Annotated in this window: 15 protein-coding genes and 2 tRNA genes; 6 read left to right on the top strand and 11 right to left on the bottom strand. The window is 60.7% G+C overall.

Annotation, left to right across the window (positions count from 1 at the left end; genetic code table 11):
- Window positions 1-8 precede the first annotated feature (8 nt).
- Complete coding sequence (gene nusB, locus AUC43_RS04170) at window positions 9-1172, bottom strand: transcription antitermination factor NusB (protein ID WP_233254103.1); 1164 nt, start codon at window positions 1170-1172, stop codon at window positions 9-11.
- 180 nt (window positions 1173-1352) lie between these two features.
- Window positions 1353-2444: a Glu/Leu/Phe/Val dehydrogenase dimerization domain-containing protein gene (locus AUC43_RS04165; protein ID WP_068190256.1), complete on the bottom strand. Its 1092-nt coding sequence runs from the start codon at window positions 2442-2444 to the stop codon at window positions 1353-1355.
- Between the two features lie 248 nt (window positions 2445-2692).
- Between AUC43_RS04165 and AUC43_RS04160 the strand changes: the two genes are divergently transcribed.
- Both AUC43_RS04160 and AUC43_RS04155 read left to right on the top strand, forming a co-directional pair.
- Window positions 2693-4477, top strand: coding sequence for an ABC transporter ATP-binding protein (locus tag AUC43_RS04160; RefSeq protein ID WP_068190254.1), 1785 nt, complete (start codon window positions 2693-2695; stop codon window positions 4475-4477).
- Between the two features lie 98 nt (window positions 4478-4575).
- Entirely contained in the window at window positions 4576-4968 is a 393-nt protein-coding gene (locus AUC43_RS04155) for a VOC family protein (protein ID WP_068190252.1), read from the top strand.
- A gap of 133 nt (window positions 4969-5101) precedes the next feature.
- On the opposite strand, the gene AUC43_RS04150 is transcribed toward AUC43_RS04155, so the two are convergent.
- Window positions 5102-5575 (bottom strand): T9SS type A sorting domain-containing protein, encoded by a 474-nt coding sequence (locus AUC43_RS04150; protein ID WP_068190249.1) that lies wholly within the window; start codon window positions 5573-5575, stop codon window positions 5102-5104.
- 189 nt (window positions 5576-5764) lie between these two features.
- Here AUC43_RS04150 and AUC43_RS04145 point away from each other — a divergent pair.
- Window positions 5765-5838, top strand: a tRNA-Pro gene (locus AUC43_RS04145).
- A 103-nt stretch (window positions 5839-5941) separates the two neighbouring features.
- Window positions 5942-6015, top strand: a tRNA-Pro gene (locus AUC43_RS04140).
- Between the two features lie 133 nt (window positions 6016-6148).
- Here the strand turns inward: AUC43_RS04140 and AUC43_RS04135 are convergent.
- On the bottom strand, window positions 6149-6685 hold the full coding sequence (locus tag AUC43_RS04135; protein ID WP_068190245.1) for a hypothetical protein: 537 nt from the start codon (window positions 6683-6685) through the stop codon (window positions 6149-6151).
- Between the two features lie 10 nt (window positions 6686-6695).
- Window positions 6696-7853, bottom strand: a complete 1158-nt coding sequence (locus AUC43_RS04130; RefSeq protein ID WP_068190242.1) for a zinc-dependent alcohol dehydrogenase — start codon at window positions 7851-7853, stop codon at window positions 6696-6698.
- A 491-nt stretch (window positions 7854-8344) separates the two neighbouring features.
- Here AUC43_RS04130 and AUC43_RS04125 point away from each other — a divergent pair, with 491 nt between their 5' ends.
- Entirely contained in the window at window positions 8345-9043 is a 699-nt protein-coding gene (locus AUC43_RS04125) for an outer membrane beta-barrel protein (protein WP_068190241.1), read from the top strand.
- A gap of 122 nt (window positions 9044-9165) precedes the next feature.
- Here the strand turns inward: AUC43_RS04125 and AUC43_RS04120 are convergent, their stop codons facing one another.
- From AUC43_RS04120 to AUC43_RS04105, 4 genes are all read right to left on the bottom strand, one after another.
- Window positions 9166-9690, bottom strand: a complete 525-nt coding sequence (locus tag AUC43_RS04120; RefSeq protein WP_068190239.1) for a hypothetical protein — start codon at window positions 9688-9690, stop codon at window positions 9166-9168.
- A 68-nt stretch (window positions 9691-9758) separates the two neighbouring features.
- Complete coding sequence (locus tag AUC43_RS04115; RefSeq protein WP_068190237.1) at window positions 9759-11567, bottom strand: ABC transporter ATP-binding protein; 1809 nt, start codon at window positions 11565-11567, stop codon at window positions 9759-9761.
- 115 nt (window positions 11568-11682) lie between these two features.
- Window positions 11683-12447, bottom strand: a complete 765-nt coding sequence (gene truA, locus AUC43_RS04110; RefSeq protein WP_068190235.1) for a tRNA pseudouridine(38-40) synthase TruA — start codon at window positions 12445-12447, stop codon at window positions 11683-11685.
- 134 nt (window positions 12448-12581) lie between these two features.
- A complete protein-coding gene (locus AUC43_RS04105; protein ID WP_068190233.1) occupies window positions 12582-13784 on the bottom strand; it encodes a thiolase family protein in 1203 nt (400 codons plus the stop codon).
- Between the two features lie 88 nt (window positions 13785-13872).
- Here AUC43_RS04105 and AUC43_RS04100 point away from each other — a divergent pair, with 88 nt between their 5' ends.
- Window positions 13873-14346 (top strand): DUF4293 family protein, encoded by a 474-nt coding sequence (locus AUC43_RS04100; RefSeq protein WP_071885812.1) that lies wholly within the window; start codon window positions 13873-13875, stop codon window positions 14344-14346.
- A 74-nt stretch (window positions 14347-14420) separates the two neighbouring features.
- Here AUC43_RS04100 and AUC43_RS04095 read toward each other — a convergent pair whose 3' ends face one another.
- Together AUC43_RS04095 and AUC43_RS04090 are read right to left on the bottom strand one after the other, a co-directional pair.
- Window positions 14421-15317 carry a DUF4476 domain-containing protein gene (locus AUC43_RS04095; RefSeq protein ID WP_068190228.1) on the bottom strand — a complete coding sequence of 299 codons (897 nt, stop codon included), beginning with the start codon at window positions 15315-15317 and terminating at the stop codon, window positions 14421-14423.
- A 183-nt stretch (window positions 15318-15500) separates the two neighbouring features.
- Window positions 15501-17423, bottom strand: coding sequence for a CHU_0125 family OmpA-like outer membrane integrity protein (locus AUC43_RS04090; RefSeq protein WP_068190226.1), 1923 nt, complete (start codon window positions 17421-17423; stop codon window positions 15501-15503).
- Window positions 17424-17436 lie beyond the last annotated feature (13 nt).

Below are 17436 nucleotides of genomic sequence, written 5' to 3'. Positions count from 1 at the left end.
GCCGCCGGCTACTGGTTGTCGAGTAGCCCCCGGCCCGATTTGCGAATGTCGCCACTGGCCGCCAAATCCTGCGCCAGCTTATCCAGAATACCGTTTACAAATTGCTTACTCTTCGGCGTGCTGTAAAGTTTGCTAATTTCAATGTATTCATTGATAGTAACTTTCACAGGAATGCCCCGAAAGAGTTGCATTTCGGTGAGGGCCATTTTCAGGATAATTTTATCTAGCAGTGCCACCCGTTCCACGTCCCAGTTTTGCACGGAGCCGGCAATGAGCTTCTCCATTTTGTCGTCTTCCACCAGGGTCTGCTTGTACAGCGTCTCGGCAAATTCCCGGTCGTCGGCCCAGTTGGCCGACAGGTTCATCAGCTCCTGCTTTTCGTCGGCCGCGTGGGGCAGCATCTTCAGGGTCTTGAGCACCAGGTTGCGCACGATGGGGCGGTTTTCCTCCCAGTTTAGGTCGTCGGATTCGAGCTGGCGCGGCAGGGCTTCGCCTTTGAATACGTAGTCCTTGTAAAGGGTACGCAGGATTTCCATGTCTGCATCGTAGTCCAGCTCAGGGGCATCGGTCGGCTTGGCCGCCAGGTACTCGCGTAGTGGGCCGTCGGCCTTCATTTCCTGCCAGGCAGCACGCAGGGCTTCTACTTCCTCGGCGCCCTCCCAGGCCAGCTTGCGCCGGATGGTCAGGTCCTGGAGCTGCTCGTTGGCCATGAGCTTGGCAATGGCCGCGTTCTGGTGCAGGCGGTTGGCATCCAGGGCGTCCTCGCGGGGGCCCAGGCGGCGGCGTTCCTCGCGGCTTTGCTCTTCCTCAATCACGCCCAGCAGGGCCGCGGGCAAGTTGAGCAAGTGCAGGTACTGGTCGTGAATGCTTTCGGCACCGGCCAGCAGCTGGCCCCCGAAGAAGGCCGCGTCTTTCTTGACCTGGGCTTCGAAGTAGCCGATGGCATCGGTTAGGGCCGCATCCACGGCTTTGTCGTCGGTCTTTTCGGGCTGGACTCCCGTCTTGTACCACTCGCGCAGTTGGGCTTCGCCCAGCTTGCGCTGGCCTTCCAGCAGGCGCCGGTCCGGCGCTTCTTTGGCCGTCAGGTCGGGCTCAAAAGCAGCCGCAATGCGGTCCTGTGCCAGCAGCAAGTCGGCTCCCACCGCCTGGTGGTAGGAGTAAAGGGACTGCATGACTTTGATACGAAGGAGGCGGCGGTTGAGCATATTGGTCTGGTAATCAGTATTAGGGAATCAGTAGGCAAAAAAGCAGGTCATGCTGAGCGCAGCCGAAGCATCTCTCCCGCTTCGTTGAGCTAACTATGATTAGCATTGCAGTAGAGATGCTTCGGCTGCGCTCAGCATGACGTGACTCTAGTAAGTCGACTTCACCTTGCCCACGCTGGCGATGCGCTCCTTGGCCTGCTTGATAGCGGCGGCCTGGGGGTGCGTGCCTTCTTCTTCGGCTTTCGCCAAAACCTGGAGGGTGTAGTCGTAAATTTTTTCGGTTTGGGTGAGGGCGCCCTGGCGGCTGGTGCCTACCACCTCGGAATATACATTAATAAGGCCGCCCGCGTTGATGAGGAAGTCGGGGGCGTACACGATGCCGCGGCGGACCAGTTCGGGGCCGTGCTGGTTTTCTACCTTGAGCTGGTTATTAGCGCAGCCGGCCACTACCTGGCACTTCAGGCGCGGAATGGTTTCGTCGTTGAGGGTAGCTCCCAGCGCGCACGGCGAGTAGATGTCCATCTGCTGGTCATAAATCTCCTCTAGGCCCACGGCCGTGGCGCCGAAGCGGGCGGCGGCTTCCAGGGCCCGGTCCTCGTAGTAGTCGGTCACGATGAGCTTGGCGCCTTCTTTCTGCAGGTATTCGAGCAGGTAGGTGCCCACGTGGCCCACGCCCTGCACGCCAATGCGCTTGTCTTTGAGGCTATCCGAGCCGAACGCCTTTTTGGCGGCGGCTTTCATGCCCATGTACGTGCCGAAGGCCGTCACCGGCGAGGGGTCGCCGGAGCCGCCCATGCTCTCGGGCAGGCCTGCTACGTGCTTGGTTTCCATGCGGATGTACTCCATGTCCTTGGTGGTCATGTTCACGTCCTCGGCGGTGATGTACTTGCCGTTCAGGTTCTTCACAAAGCGCCCAAACTTGCGCAGCAGCGCTTCGGTCTTCAGGGTTTTCGCATCGCCGATGATGACGGCCTTGCCGCCGCCCAGGTTCAGGCCCGAGATAGCCGCTTTGTAGGTCATGCCACGCGATAGGCGGAGCACGTCGTTCAGCGCTTCCATGTCGCTGGCGTAGTGCCACATGCGGGTGCCGCCCAGGGCCGGGCCCAGCACGGTATTGTGGATGCCGATAATGGCCTTCAGGCCCGTCTCGTGGTCGTGGCAAAACACGACCTGCTCGTGCTGGTGTTCGGCAATCTGACCGAATATGGCTTCGGGAGCCAGGGTTTGGGCTTCAATCATGTGGGGGTAATTGAAAGTGGTGGGAATTTAGGGTTGGGAAGAGTGTGGCGTAACTTTGTTAGGTTCTTATACGGAGAAGCCGGCCCGTCATGCCGCGCGCCGCGAAGCATCTTTGCTGCGTAAGCAATTGAATTAGCTCAACGAAGCCAGTAAGGTACTTTTCGGCCAGCGGTATGGTGTTCTGACTTCTCTTTCAGGCCGCAAAAGTACCCCTATTTTCCCATACCGGCCTCTTTCCCACCCAGCCTGTGCGCGCACTTTCCGCCGTTAACCCCTTCATCTTTCGCTACAAATGGCACTTCCTTGCCGGGGTGCTTTTCGTGGCGCTGAGCACCTTGCTGGCCATTTTTCCGGCTCAACTGGTGCGCTACGCCTTCGATTTAGTGAACGAAGGCATCGACCTCTACCACCTCTACGCCGGCACCCAGGCCCAGAGCAGCGTGTACCAGCTGTTTGGGCGCAACGTGCTGTTTTACGGCGTGCTGATTATCGTGCTGGCGCTGCTGCGCGGCATCTTTCTGTTCTTCATGCGCCAGACGCTCATCGTGATGTCGCGGCACATCGAAAACGACCAGAAGAACCAGATTTATCAGCACTACCAGTCGCTGCCGCTCAGCTTCTACCGCCGCCACAGCACCGGCGACTTGATGTCGCGCATTTCCGAGGACGTGAGCCGGGTGCGCATGTACCTCGGGCCGGCCATCATGTATTTCTTGCAACTGGTGCTGCTGTTCCTGCTCATCGTGCCGCTCATGCTCATCGTGAATGTGAAGCTGACGATTTACACCCTGCTGCCGCTGCCCATTTTGTCGGTCAGTATTTTCTACGTCAATAACTTAATCGAGCGAAAGTCCGACGAGATTCAGAAGGCTCTGTCCGGCATGACCACCTTTGTGCAGGAAGCCTTTTCGGGCATTCGGGTGCTCAAGTCCTTTGTGCGGGAAGCCGATTCGCACGCGCAGTTTGCCGCAGCCAGCAACGAGTACAAGGAAAAGTCGCTGAGTCTGAACTTCGTCAACTCGCTGTTCTTCCCGCTCATCCTGTTCCTCATTGGGCTAAGCACGCTCATCACGGTGTGGGTGGGCGGCCAGGAAGTCATCCGGGGCACCATCACCACGGGCACCATCGCCGAGTTCCTGATTTACGTGAACCTGCTGACCTGGCCCGTGACGGCGTTGGGCTGGACGTCGTCGTTGGTGCAGCGGGCCGAGGCATCGCAGGCTCGGATTAATGAGTTTCTGGACCAGAAAACCGACATCGTTTCGCGCCAGAACGTGCAGCGCGAGCTGGTGGGCGACATTGTGTTTGACCACGTTTCCTTCACCTACCCCGATACCGGCATTCAGGCACTGAGAGACGTGAGCTTCCGCGTGCGGCCGGGCCAGACGCTGGCCGTTATCGGCAACACCGGCTCGGGCAAAAGCACGGTAGCAGCGCTGCTTTGCCGCTTGTACGACGTATCGGCCGGCGGCATCCGCGTCGACGATACCGATGTGCGGGATTATTCGCTGCAGGCCCTGCGCGGCCAAATTGGCTACGTGCCGCAGGACGTATTCCTGTTCTCCGATTCCATCCGCAACAACATCAATTTCGGCCTCGACCAGCCCAACGAGGCCCGCATGCTGCAAGCGGCCAAGGATGCCGATGTGTACGAGAACATCCTGGCGTTTCCGGAGGGCTTCGACACCAAAGTAGGGGAGCGGGGCATCACCCTTTCCGGCGGCCAGAAGCAGCGCGTGAGCATGGCCCGCGCTTTGGTGAAAGAGCCCAAAATCCTGATTCTGGACGACTCGCTCTCGGCCGTGGACACCAAGACCGAGAATGCCATCCTGGGCAGCCTGCAGCGCATCATGGCCCAGCGAACCAGCCTCATTATCTCGCACCGCGTGAGCTCGGTGAAGCTGGCCGATGAAATCCTGGTGCTCGACGACGGCGTGATAGTGCAGCACGGTACCCACGAGGCCCTGATGGCCGATGCCAACGGCCTGTACAGGGCACTGTACGAACGCCAGCTGCAAACGGAGGAAGCGTAATAGTGGTTATGGTGAGCTAGTGAGTTGACCTTCAGCTGACCGCAACTGCACCAGTTGACTATTAAACTCACTAGCTCACCATTTCGCAATCTCACCGAATGAACCAACGCCTAGCCCACGTTACCCTCCTCGTGCGCAACTACGATGAGGCCATTGCCTTCTACACTAACGTACTGGGCTTTGCCCTGGCCGCTGACCAGGATATGGGTGAGGGCAAGCGCTGGGTGGTGGTAGCGCCGCCCGGCCCCGCCGGCTGTGGCCTGCTGCTGGCCGAAGCCAAAACCGACGAGGAAAAGCGCGGCGTAGGGCAGCAAGGGGCCGGCCGCGTCTGGCTGTTTCTGCACACCGAAGACTTCTGGCGCGACTATCCCGCACTGCAGGCCCGTGGCCTCCGCTTCCTCGAAACGCCCCGCAGCGAAGCCTATGGCCACGTCGCCGTCTTCGAAGACCTGTACGGCAATAAGTGGGACCTGCTCGAGCCCTTGGGCTAAGCCCCGGTTGCAATTAGGCTTGTTCCTTGCGCTCCAATAAAAAAGCGCCCCGGCAGCAGTTGTGGGGGCGCTTTTTTTATTGGGGTATACCACTTGGAAGGAGCACCCGAGTTACTCAGGTTAGGCTTCTGGCCTATTGCCCAATCATAACCCGGCGGGTACCGGTTTTTTCGTAGGCGGTGCAATGCACGATGTAGGCGCCAGCCGGTAGCTGGCTCACGTTGAGCACCGCGGCGGTCTGGCCGTTCATCATGGTGTGAGTAATCACGGGCCGGCCGCCCACGTCGGTTACTTCCACGCGGGTAGGGCCGGGGTTATCAGTCTTCACCGTGAGGTGGCCCGCCGCAGCTTCGGCCTTTATCTTGATGGCGTTGGGGTTAGCTGCGGGCGTCTCGGGAGCAGGTGCGATGCGCGAGGCGTTGACAACGGGAGCGGTAGCAGCGGCTTTAGCCGGAGCAGCCACTACGCCGCTGGGCAGGATGGCCTCCTGCGCAGATTCGGGGACGGGGGCAGCGGCGGGAGTGGCAGCAGGTGCCGGCGTTCCCTGAGCCCAAGCGGCGGCCGGCAGCAGCAGGCCAGCGAGTAGAAGGAGTAATAGATGTTTCATAATTCAGTATACGAATGGACGAGTTTAAAATTGCTAGCGTAAAGCTAATAAATTCTCAGACTCGTAAGCGCCTACGGTTGAGCAAGGCACGTGCCAAGGATGCCGGCTTTGAGAAGTCAACAAACTTTATTTGCCCTCAGCTTGCACCAAACACCAAAAAGCGCTTACCTTTGTCGCTCCAATACCAATCGGGGTGTAGCGTAGCCTGGTATCGCGCCAGCATGGGGTGCTGGAGGTCGTAGGTTCGAATCCTGCCACTCCGACGGAAGAGCAGCCGCTCTCAGAAGCCTCCGAACTTACGGGTTCGGAGGCTTTTTTCGGCCGCTAAATTGGAAATAGAAACAGGCCGCCCCATCGGCCTGCCTTCGGGGTGTAGCGCAGCCCGGTAGCGCGCGTCGTTCGGGACGACGAGGCCGTAGGTTCGAATCCTGCCACCCCGACCCAAATAACATCACCAACAAAAAGCCCGCTGAACCATCGTTCAGGGGGCTTTTTGTTGTGATGCTCTTTGTGGCCCTTCTCACTGGATGCGCGCGTGCCGGCAGCACAGCCCCCACGGAAGGGCCTCCGCGTTTAGCTCCACTGCGGATTCCTTTTGTAGCGGGCCTGGCTGGAAGGGCGGCGCTTGCCGTTGTTCTGGCTCAGTAGCACCACGGTGCCGCCCACCACGGCCGCCAGGGTGGCCATCTTCAGTATCAGGCTTTTTTTGTCGTATTTCCACTGGGCTTTGTAACCCTTTTCGGCAAAAATATTGGGCACGGTGCCGTGGGCGAAGTCATCCAAAATGCCTTCCACCACATTCACCTTGTCGGCCATTAGCAGCGGCAGCCAGTGCAGGTAGCTGTTTTCGCTGTACTTGAAGGCGAAGCGCCGAATCATGCCGCTCAGGCCGGAAGGTGGCACCGAGTTGCCGACCACGGCCGTGTAGTCGGGGCGCTCGATGGAGTGCAGCACCTCCTCCTGAATGACCTGTTGGGTGGGGCGTACCCAAGAGCGGCCGTCGTGTTCCTCGCCGGTCCGGTGCCGGTTTGGGTAGGTGGGTTCGTTTTTGGGGTCGGCATCGATGCCCCAGCCGGGGATGTGGGCAAAATCTTTTGCGGTCTTTTCCATGGTGCGCGACTTAGCTATTAGCGGTTGGAGGGATGAGCACGGGCTTGATGCAGTTGTCAAGCTTGGCCGAGAAAATGCGGTAGCCGTCGGCCACTTCCTCGAGGGGGATGCGGTGCGTTATCAGCTCGCTTGGTTTGAGGATTCCGTTCATGACGTGGTCAATCAGGCGGGGCAGGTGGCGCTTCACCGAGGCCTGGTTGGCCCGAATGGTGAGGCCCTTGTTGAGCACGTTGCCAATGGGGACGAGGTTGTCGGTGGGGCCGTATACGCCCACAATGGAGATAACGCCGCCTTTGCGCACCGAGTTGATGGCCCAGTGCAGCGCCGTGGCCGAGCCGGCCTGCAGCAGCAGCTTGCGCCCGGTAATGGTTTGCATGGTGTTGCCGGCGGCTTCGGCGCCCACGGCGTCGATGCAGGCGTCGGGGCCAATCCAGTCGGTTATCTTTTTGAGGAACATAACCGGGTCTTCCATGTCGCTTTCGAAGTTGTAGGCTTCGCACTTGGCGAAGTTCTTGGCGAATTCGAGCCGGTAGTCTTCTTTATCGATAATAATGACGCGGCCCGCGCCGAACAGCCAGCAGCACCGTGCCGCCATGATGCCCACCGGGCCCGCGCCAAACACCACCACCGTATCGCCGGGCTGAATGCCCGCCATTTCGGCGGCCTGGTAGCCGGTTGGAGTGATGTCGGTGAGCAGCACGGCATCGTCGAGGTCCATGCCGGCCGGAATTACTGTGGGTCCGAAGTTGGCGTAGGGCACCCGCGCGTACTCGGCCTGGCCACCGTTGTGGCCGCCCCCCGTGTGAGCATACCCTAAGAAGCCGCCCACGGCCGTGGCCTCAGAGTTGGATTCGTGGCAGTTGCCAAACATGCCCTGCTTACAGAAAATACAGCGCCCGCAGGCAATGTTGAACGGCACCATCACCCGGTCGCCGATTTTTACATTGGTCACCTCGGAGCCGATTTCCACAATCTCGCCGATGAACTCGTGTCCAAACGTCATGCCCACGCGGGTGTCCGGCACGTTGCCGTTGTACAGGTGCAGGTCAGACCCGCAAATACAGGTGCGCATCACCTTCACGATTGCATCTTCGGGATGCAAAATTTCGGGCATGGGCTTTTGAACAGCGCGGACCCTTTTCGGGCCTCTGAAATCCATTGCTAGCATAAGAACACTGGGTTAAGGTTAGGGTGAATCACGCACTCAGGGGGGCGGCTTTTGCAGGACCCATTCGAGCATTTTACTGTAGTGGGTGCCCAAGGCATTGCCATTGTCTGTACTTAGCTCGGCTTTTTAGGTTTCTGGAACGAGTTTAATAGAACTTAAATGAGTATTTATACCTGTTATTTATAGGGTGGTGTACGTATAAACCCTGGGTGGTGCCCCTGATTTGGGGTGCTCAATAGGGCGGCTGGTTCTGCAGAGGAGGAAAAGCGGCACTATAAGGGCCGGCGGCATAGGGCAATAGCACTGGGGTTGGGGTGGGATAAGACGTCGCCGGGTTCATGGCGAGGCCTTCAAGCGTACAACCGATTTTTTTAGAAATACTTGGTCAGTAACCAAGTGCTGGGCGATAAGGCGTGGCGAATCCTGCCTGGCACTCAGCTTTGCGCGCGGCCTATACCTTTGCGGCTTCACGCATTCTACTACTTATTCAAATGAAGAAGTTTCTCCTCCTCGTGCTGCTGGTCGTAAGCGCCGACGCTGTACAGGCGCAAAGCATCAGTGCGGGCACCATCTCGGTGGGCGGCAACGTGGGCTACAGCCGGAACACCAGTAAAAACAGCAGCTCGCAGAACGGCAACGCGACTTCGCAGGAAACAACTACCAGCCAGTTTACCTTCTCGCCTTCGGTGGGCTATTTCCTGGCCGATAACCTGGCCGTGGGGGTTAGCCTGGGCTACGTGGCTTCCCGCCGGCCGTACACCACCTACTCGCCGGCGCCGGCTACGGTTCGGGCCGAGCTAGACCCGGCCACTACCCTGCGGGTGGGGCCTTATGTGCAGTACTACAAGATGATAAGCGACCAGTTTGGCGTGTTGGGCACGCTGGGGGCCGGATTCCAGGTGGCGAAGGACCATGCGTATAGCAGCAACAGCGGCAATGCCACGATTATCGATTTCAAAGGTTCGGGCTACTATGCTGAGCTGACGCCCGGCATCATCTTCTTTCCCGTGCCGAAGTTTGGCGTCAGCGCTTCCATTGGCTCGCTGGCCTTCAACCGGTACAAGTACGACTACCCCAATTACCCCAACACCACTACCCCGGCCGGGTACGAAAGCACCTCCAGCACCTTCGGCGCCGGTTTCGGCTTTGACCGCCTCATGTTCGGCGGCACCTACTACTTTGGTCGCTAAGCCAAGAAGGGCTTCGAAATTGAGCTAAAAAGAAAAACTCGGCCTCAGGGCTGAGTTTTTTTATGCGGTTTGGTCAGGCACTTGCGTCCCATAGGGCTTTCAGACCTGCGGAGGCCTTGGCGCTATTTCACACCCACCCACACTTCGGACGCATCGTCGGCGCCAAACCGTTCGAGGTAAAAATCGCCGCGCTGCGTGAGCTTCTGCTTTTTTATGGCTTCCAGGGCGGCGGGGTAGAGCTTATTGGGCGCCAATAGGTAACTCACGCCCGTGAGGCGGGCGGCCACGATGCGCTGCCCCGCTGGCACTATGCGGTAGCGAAAGCCGGCCGGCAGCGAGTGCGTGGTATCGGCTACGGTTAGCCCAATAAATGCCGTGATGGTGTCGTGGGCCGTTTCGGGGTCGTTGAAATAAAGGTTGGCCAGGTCGCCGCGGCCCTGCTGGGTCTGCGCTTCTTTGGCGCGGCGAAACAACTGGCCGAACGCATCGCCCCGCACGGAGCCGTGGTAGAGCTGGCCCGCCAGGTAAAGCGGCGCAGTCGTGGTTTCGAGCGCCACCTTGGGCTCGCGGGCACCCCCCAGGTAAACGTAGGTGCCCGCGGCGGCCAGGGTCAGCAGAATAACGGCGAGGAAGAGGTAACGGGTCATATTACGCTTCGCTTAATGAAGAATTAAAAATGAGGAAGAATCAGAACCAAGCCGAGCTTGCTCATTCCTCATTCCTCATTCCTCATTTTTAATTCTTCATTAAGCGAATCATTGGCCACGATGTACTGCATGCGGTAGAGCTGGGCATAGTAGCCGCCCTCGATGCGCAGGAGCTCCTCGTGGGTGCCGGTTTCCTTGATTTCGCCCTTGTCTAGGACAATGATTTTGTCGGCTTTCTGGATGGTGCTCAGGCGGTGGGCAATAACGAGGGACGTGCGGCCCTGCATGAGCTTTTCGATGGCGGCCTGAATCAGCTCCTCGGTTTCCGAATCGACGGACGAGGTGGCTTCGTCGAGCACGATGACGCGGGGCTGGTACACCATGGCGCGCACAAAGCTGATGAGCTGGCGCTGGCCCACCGAAAGCGTGGCGCCGCGCTCCATCACCGGGTAGTCGAGGGCACCGGGCAGGCGCTCGATGAAGCGGCGGGCGCCCACGAGGTCGGCCGCTTCCCAGATTTGGGCGTCGCCGATGGTCTTGTTGCCCAGCGTGATGTTGTCGCGGATGGAGCCGGCAAACAGGAACACGTCCTGCAGCACCACCCCGATTTGGCGGCGCAGCAAGCTCAGGTCGTACTCGCGCAGGTCGCGGCCGTCGATGCAGATGCTGCCTTCCTGGATGTCGTAAAAACGGCTCAACAGGTTGATGATGCTGGTCTTTCCCGCGCCCGTAGCGCCCACAAACGCAATGGTCTGACCCGGTAGCACGCGGAAGCTGATGTCCTTGAGCACCCATTCGGGCTCGTTGTAGGCAAATTTGACGTGCTTGAACTCCACCTCGCCGCGCAGCTCGGCTGGGGCGTAGGTGCCGGAGGTGGCCACCAGGTCTTTGTTGTCGAGCAGCTTGAGGAGGCGTTCGGTGCTCACCAGGCCCAGCTGCAGGGTGTTGAACCGGTCGGCAATCTGGCGGATGGGCCGGAAAAACAGCGCGTTGTACATGATGAAGGCGATGAGCGCGCCCTTGGAAATGGTGCCCTCAATCTGGCCCTGGGCCGCGTACCATACCAGCAGGCCCACGCCGATGGCGCCCAGCACCTCGGCTACCGGAAAGTAGATGCTGTAGTAGAGCACCGAGCGAATGTTGGCGTCGGTGTGCTCCTTGTTGATGGCCTCGAACTTGCGGAATTCCCGCTCCTCGTTGTTGAAAATCTGCACTACATTCATGCCCGTAAGGTGCTCCTGCACAAAGGAGTTGAGCTTGGCCACGGCGTTGCGCACGTCCTGAAACGACTTCTTGATTTTCTCCTTAAACACGTAGGTCGAGAAGAGCAGCGGCGGAATCACCGAGAGGCTGATGAGCGTGAGCCGCCAGTCGATGTAAAACATGAAGGCCATGATGAAGAGCAGCTGCAGAATGTCGCCCACCATGGCTGCGAGACCTTCGCTGAACACGTCGGACAGGGTCTCGACGTCGGAGATATTGCGCGTGACCAGCACGCCGATGGGCGTGCGGTCGAAAAAGCTCAGCTTGAGGTTGAGCAGGTGGCGGTAGAGGTCGGTGCGGATGTCGCGTACGATGTACTGGCCCAGCCAGCCGCCGTAGTAGGTCTGCAAATAGCTCACGCCGGCGTGCGCCACCAGCAGCACCAGCAGCAGCATGAACATGGCGTTGAGGCTCTTCATGTCGCCCTGCTCGATGCTCACGTCCACCATGCGCTGGATGAGGAAGGGACGTAGTGTGCCCAATACCGCCGTGGCCACGGTCAGAAAAATCAGCCCAATAAAGACGCGGCGATAAGGCCGAACGTAGGCCAGCAAGCGGCGCAGCACCGCCCAATCGAATACCTGGCCGGTTTTAGTAGCAGTAGTGGGGTCCATAAGTGGGGCAAAGGTCGGGAGTAAACCGCGCCGGGACGAAAAAGTCTGTACAAACCGGTAGAACGACCGGCTGAGTGCAGCCAATGCAGGACGTTCTGGAAAACGCTATGTCTCCCTAGCCTTCTGCTTCCGGCACCACGCCCGGGCCGTACTCCACCTTGCTCAGAAACAAGCCCCGGGCCGGCGCAGCCCCACCAGCATCAACCCGCCGCTGGGACCAGAGCAGCTCCTGAAACTGGCGCGGCGTCATCTTGCCCCGGCCCACTTCCAGCAGTGTGCCCACCACCAGCCGCACCATGCCGCGCACAAAGCGGTTGGCCCGGATGCGGAACACCAGCCCACCCGGCGCAGGGTGCCAGCCCGCTTCGTAGAGGTAGCACACGTAGTGGTCTACGCCGCCTTTCACTTTCGAGAACGAGGTGAAGTCGAACTGCCCGACGAGGTAAGCCGCGGCCTCGTTCATGGCCGCTATGTCGGGCGTGCGGTCCAGGTGCAGGGCGTGGTCGCGCCGGAATGGGTCGGGGTGGGGCGTGAGCACGAAGTACTCGTAGCTGCGCTCCTCGGCCGAGAACCGGGCGTGGGCATCGTCGGCCACGGGGTGCAGGCGCAGGGGGGCAATGTCGGTGGGCAGGGACCGGCGTAGGCGGTAGAGCAGTAGTTCCAGCGTCATGCCCGCGGGCAAGTCGGCGTCGAAGTGAGCCACCTGGTGGCTGGCGTGCACGCCGGTATCGGTGCGCCCGCTGCCCAGGCTGTGGATGGGCTGGCGCAGCACCTGCGAGAGGCAGCGGTCTACCTCGGCCTGCACGGTGAGGGTGTTGGGCTGCACCTGCCAGCCGTGGTACCGCGTGCCGTCGTAGGCGAAGTGAAGAAAGTAGCGCACGTATGAGGCGGGAAAAAGAACGTCATGCTGAGCTTGTCGAAGCATCTCTCCCGCACAAGTAATTGATTTTGCTATGCGGGAGAGATGCTTCGGCAAGCTCAGCATGACGCCCTACTAGTCAGGGCGCTGCCGGCTTAGAGCTTCTCGTAAATCACGGCGGCGCCCTGGCCCACGCCCACGCACATCACGGCCAGGCCGTAGCGTGCGCCTTCGCGGCGCTGCATCTCGTGCAGCAGCGTGGCCGTGATGCGGGCGCCCGAACTGCCCAGCGGGTGGCCGATGGCAATGGAGCCACCGTTCACATTCACCTTGGCCGGGTCCAGGCCCAGCTCGCGGATGCAGGCGATGCTCTGGGCGGCGAAGGCCTCGTTTAGCTCAATCAGGTCGATGTCGGCCAGGGTCAGGCCGGCACGTTCCAGCACCTTGCGGGTGGCTGGAATTGGACCCAGGCCCATCACCGACGGGTCGACGCCGGCCACGGCCGAGGCCACCACCCGCGCAATGGGCTTGAGGTTGTAGCGCGCCAGGGCGTCCTCGTTCACCAGCAGCACGGCGGCCGCGCCGTCGTTGATGCCGGCCGAGTTGCCGGCCGTGACGGTCCCGCCATCGGGCTGGAACGCGGGCTTGAGCGTCGCCAGTTTCTCAAGAGACGAAAAGCGGGGCTGCTCGTCGGTGTCAAACAAAGCCGTGTCGCCCTTGGGCTGCGGAATGAACACCGGCACAATTTCCTTGCGGAAACGGCCTTTCTCCAGGGCCCGGGCGTATTTGCGCTGGCTTTCGAAAGCGAAAGCATCCTGCTCTTCGCGGGTGACGCCGAACTGCTTGGCCACGTTCTCGGCCGTCTGGCCCATCGAGAAGGGGTAGTGCAGCTTGCTCAGGCGCGGGTTCACGAAGCGCCAGCCCAGGGTGGTGTCGTGGGCCGTCAGCTCGCGGCCGAAGGCCGACTCCGACTTGGCCATTACAAACGGCGCGCGGGTCATGCTTTCGGTGCCGCCAGCCAGGTACACGTCGCCCTCGCCGGCTTTGATGGCGCGGGCGGCGTCCATGATGCTTTGCAGGCCCGAGGCGCACAAGCGGTTCACGGTGTTGCCGGGCACCGTGATGGGCAGGCCGGCCAGCAGCGCGGCCATGCGGGCCACGTTGCGGTTGTCTTCTCCGGCCTGGTTGGCAGCGCCAATAATGACGTCTTCTACAGCACTCTTATCAAGGGAGGGATTGCGGCGCAGGAGCTCGCGGAGTACGTGCGCGGCCAAATCATCGGGGCGGACGCTGCTGAGCGCGCCGCCAAATTTTCCAATCGGGGTACGCACCGCGTCCACGACATAAGCAGTTGGCATTCGGAGTATCAATAGCGGCGCAAGCGCCGGATGGGATTAAATTTGTGGCCCCGGCAGAAGCCCGGGGCATTTTTTACCAACAGCAAAGATGATACAAAGAATCCAAAGCGTGTTTTTACTGTTGCTGGCCCTGGCCATGCTCAGCGTGTTAGCCCTGCCGCTCTGGCACAAGGTCGACGGCCTCACCCACCAGGAACTCACCCTCACCGCGTTTGGCTTTACTGCCAAAGGCCTGCAACTGCCGGGCACCATTGGGCCCGTTTGGGTAATTGGGCTGCTGGCGGCCGCGTCGGCCGCGGTGGCTTTTTACGAAATTTTTCAATTTCGCAGCCGCGGCAAGCAGTTGCTGCTCGGCTCCATCAACTTGCTGCTCATTACCGGTACGCTTGGCGCGTTCTTCTACTTTTCCAACAAGGGCGAGCAACTGCTCAACCTGAAGCTGCAAGGGCAATTCCTGGCCGGTTTCTACCTGCCCACCCTGGCCCTGCTGCTCAACCTGCTGGCCAACCGCTTCATCCGCCGCGACGAGCAACTGGTGCGTAGCGCTGACCGCCTGCGTTAGCCCAACTTGCTATTGCCACAACAAAAAGGCCGCTGTGGTAATCACAGCGGCCTTTTTTTATACACGGCATGCGTTTAGCGCTGGGGCGCTGCCCCCACGGCCTGCTGCACCTCGCGCACGCTGGCATCGAAGTCAAAGGCATCGTACACGCGGGAAAAGTTTTGCGGGTCGACTACGTGGGCGTAGGCAAACTTGGCCAGTTCAACTCTGGCCGATTCGAACTGCATGCTGCGCAGGAGGCGCTTCAGGTCATCGGTTTGGATGCTGCTCTGGGCCAAGGCATCCTTGGCCATGCTCAGCTTGCTGGCTTCGAAGGGACGCTGCACGGCTTGCACCAGTGCATCCACTTCCTGCGGGGCCATGGTGCGGTAGTTATTCGCGGCCGAGTTTGGGTAGTAGCCCCCGTCGTTGGGGTTGGGCGAGTTGTCGTAGCCGCCGGGAGTATTGCCGTAGCCGTTGTTTTGATTGCTGCCATTATTGGGGTAGCTGCCATTGCTTTGGTTGCCGCCATTGTAGGGGTAGCCGTTGTTGGGGTAGCTGTTGCCGCCCTGGCCATACGGCGCCGGGCTGTTGTAGCGGCCGCCATTGCAGCCGTCGTTGTAGTAGCCACGGCCCGGGCCATACAAAGGCACGGCGTTCACCTGGCGCAAATCGAGCGGGCGCCCGGAGCGTGTAATCAGCACAAACGTCGTTTCGAGGCCGGGCTCCAGCCACACGCGGCTGCGGAAGCGCACCGCGCCGCCGTAGGCCGTGGGTACGGTGAAATCGGCCCAGTGCAGGCCGGGGCCCAGCTGCTCGACGTGCACCTGCCGGGCCATGCCCCGGGTGAGGGGGCGCCCGTCGAGCACCAGGCCAAACGGCACCCCGCGCTCCGACGCGAAGTTAACATTGGCCGGGGCGGGCGGGTACGCCAGGGCGGGAGCCACGGCGGCGAGCAGTCCAGCCAGGGCAAATAGTAAAGCCTTTTTCATGGTGCTGAAAGAGAAATGCCGTCCGTAAAGCCGAGCGGCATTTTAACTATTTTCAAAAGCTATGCCACGTTTCAAGCCAGCGTGAGGCGGGCGTGGTCGGCCCTGATTTTGCCGAAAATGCCAGCACAAAAAAGCCCCCGCGGCGCTGGCTGCGGGGGCTTCTCTTAATGTATGCCGAAGCGGCTACTTCGCTACGCGGGTCACCTTGAACTCGGTGCGGCGGTTGCGCTGGTAGTCGGCTTCCGATTTGGGCGCCACGATGATGGGGCGCGACTCGCCGTAGCCCTTGGCCGTGATGCGCGACTTGTCGATGCCCTTGCTCACGATGTAGTCCACCGCTGCCTGGGCACGCTGCTGCGAGAGCTTCATGTTGTAGGCGTCCTTGCCGCGTTGGTCGGTGTGCGAGCTCAGCTCAATGGAGATTTTGGGGTTGTCAACCAGCGTCTGCACCAGCGTATCGAGGCGAATGGCGGCATCGGGGCGGATGTCGTACTTGTTGTAGTCGTAGAGAATGTCTTTGACCTCGATGGCCTTGGCCAAAATGATTTTATTCAGCGTCAGGGTCACCGGCAGCCGAATGTCGTTGGTCAGGTTGGGCAGCTGGTCCTGGCTGGGCTTGCGGCCCACGGTGCTCAGGCCCGCGCGGGCGGCGAAGTCGCCGGGCCGCTCGGCCACCAGTGTATATACCGAGACCGAGTCCAGCTTCACGCTAAACTTGCCATCGGGGCCGCTCGTCACCGTCTGGCGCTGGCCGTTGGCCCCGATGATGGACACCTGGGCGCCGGGTATTGGCAGGGTGGTTTTGGCTTTGTCGTCGTGCTCGAGCACGGTGCCGTCGGCGTAGAAGGTCACCAGCTTGAGCGGCTTCTTCTTGAACATGTACTCGTCGTCGGAGCCTTTGCCCCCGGCGCGGTTCGAGCTAAACAGGCCCACGTCGGCGCCCGTCGGCACCGGGGCAAAGTCGTCGCCAATGCTGTTCACATCGGCCCCCAGGTTCACCGCCTGGCCGTTTTTCACCATGAAGATGTCGAGCTTGCCCACGCCGGGGCGCCCGTCCGAAGCGAAATACAGGGTGCCATCGGGGGCTACGCCGGGGAAGTTTTCGTTGCCGGCGGTATTAATGGTTTCGCCCAGGTTCTCGGCCGACGAGAAGCGGCCGTTCGGGCCCAGCGTGGCCTTGTACAGGTCGTTGCCGCCCTGCCCGCCCTTGCGGCTCGATGCGAAGTACAGCGTGGTGCCGTCCGGCGCGAAAGCCGGCGAGAAGTCATCGGCGGTGCGGTCGTTGATGTTGGCGAGCACCGGCTCGCTCCACACCCCGCCCTTGTTGTAGGAAATCCAGAGGTCCACGCTCAGGTAGCCTTTTTTGCTGCCGTCATTCGACCGGGCAAACACCATCGTCTTGCCGTCGGGGGTGTAGGTCGCGCTGGCCTCGTGCTTGTTTACGGAGTTGAAGGGGCCTTCGAGCTTGCGGGCCGTGCCGCCGCTCAAGGCCGCCGCGTTGTCAAACTTGATGGCGTAGAGGTCGTCGAAGGTTTCGCCGTTGCCGAGGTACTTCTTGCCGTCGCGGCCGGAGGTAAACACGAAGTCGCCGGTGCTGGCCAGCAGCGTGCCGCCAAAGTCGGACGCGGCCGAGTTCAGGGCGTCCACCGGCGTCACGTCGTACTTGTTCTTGATAGCGGCCACGGCCTTGCTGGCGGCGGCGTTCTTAGCTTCGGTTTCGGCGCGGGCCGCCAGGTTGCGGTTGCCGCCGTTGGCGGCGTAAGTGGTAAACTGCGCGGCGGCTTCGTCGTACTTGCCGTTGGCCCGCAGCGCCTCGGCGTAGCGGAAGCCAGCGTCGGCGTTTTTCACCCCACCGTCCAGGGCGGCCTTGTAGAAGGGCTCGGCCTGCTCCACCCGGTTGGAGATGCGGTAGGCTTCGCCAATGCGGAAGTTGGCAAGGGCCGCGTTCTTGCCCTTGGCCACATCGGCTTTGTAGAGGGGAATCGCCAGCTCGTATTGGCCGCGTGCGAACTGCTTGTCGCCCTTGCTCATGCTGCCCGTGGTGGCACAGCCGCTAAGGAGCGCGGAAGCGCCAGCCGCAACACAAACGAATAATAGCTTCCTCATGAATAGTGGGGGT

The sequence above is a fragment of the Hymenobacter sedentarius genome, assembly GCF_001507645.1.
Taxonomy (GTDB): Bacteria; Bacteroidota; Bacteroidia; order Cytophagales; family Hymenobacteraceae; genus Hymenobacter; species Hymenobacter sedentarius.
The sequence above is the reverse complement of the archived record's forward strand: the minus strand, read 5'-3'. Positions and strand labels throughout refer to the sequence as shown.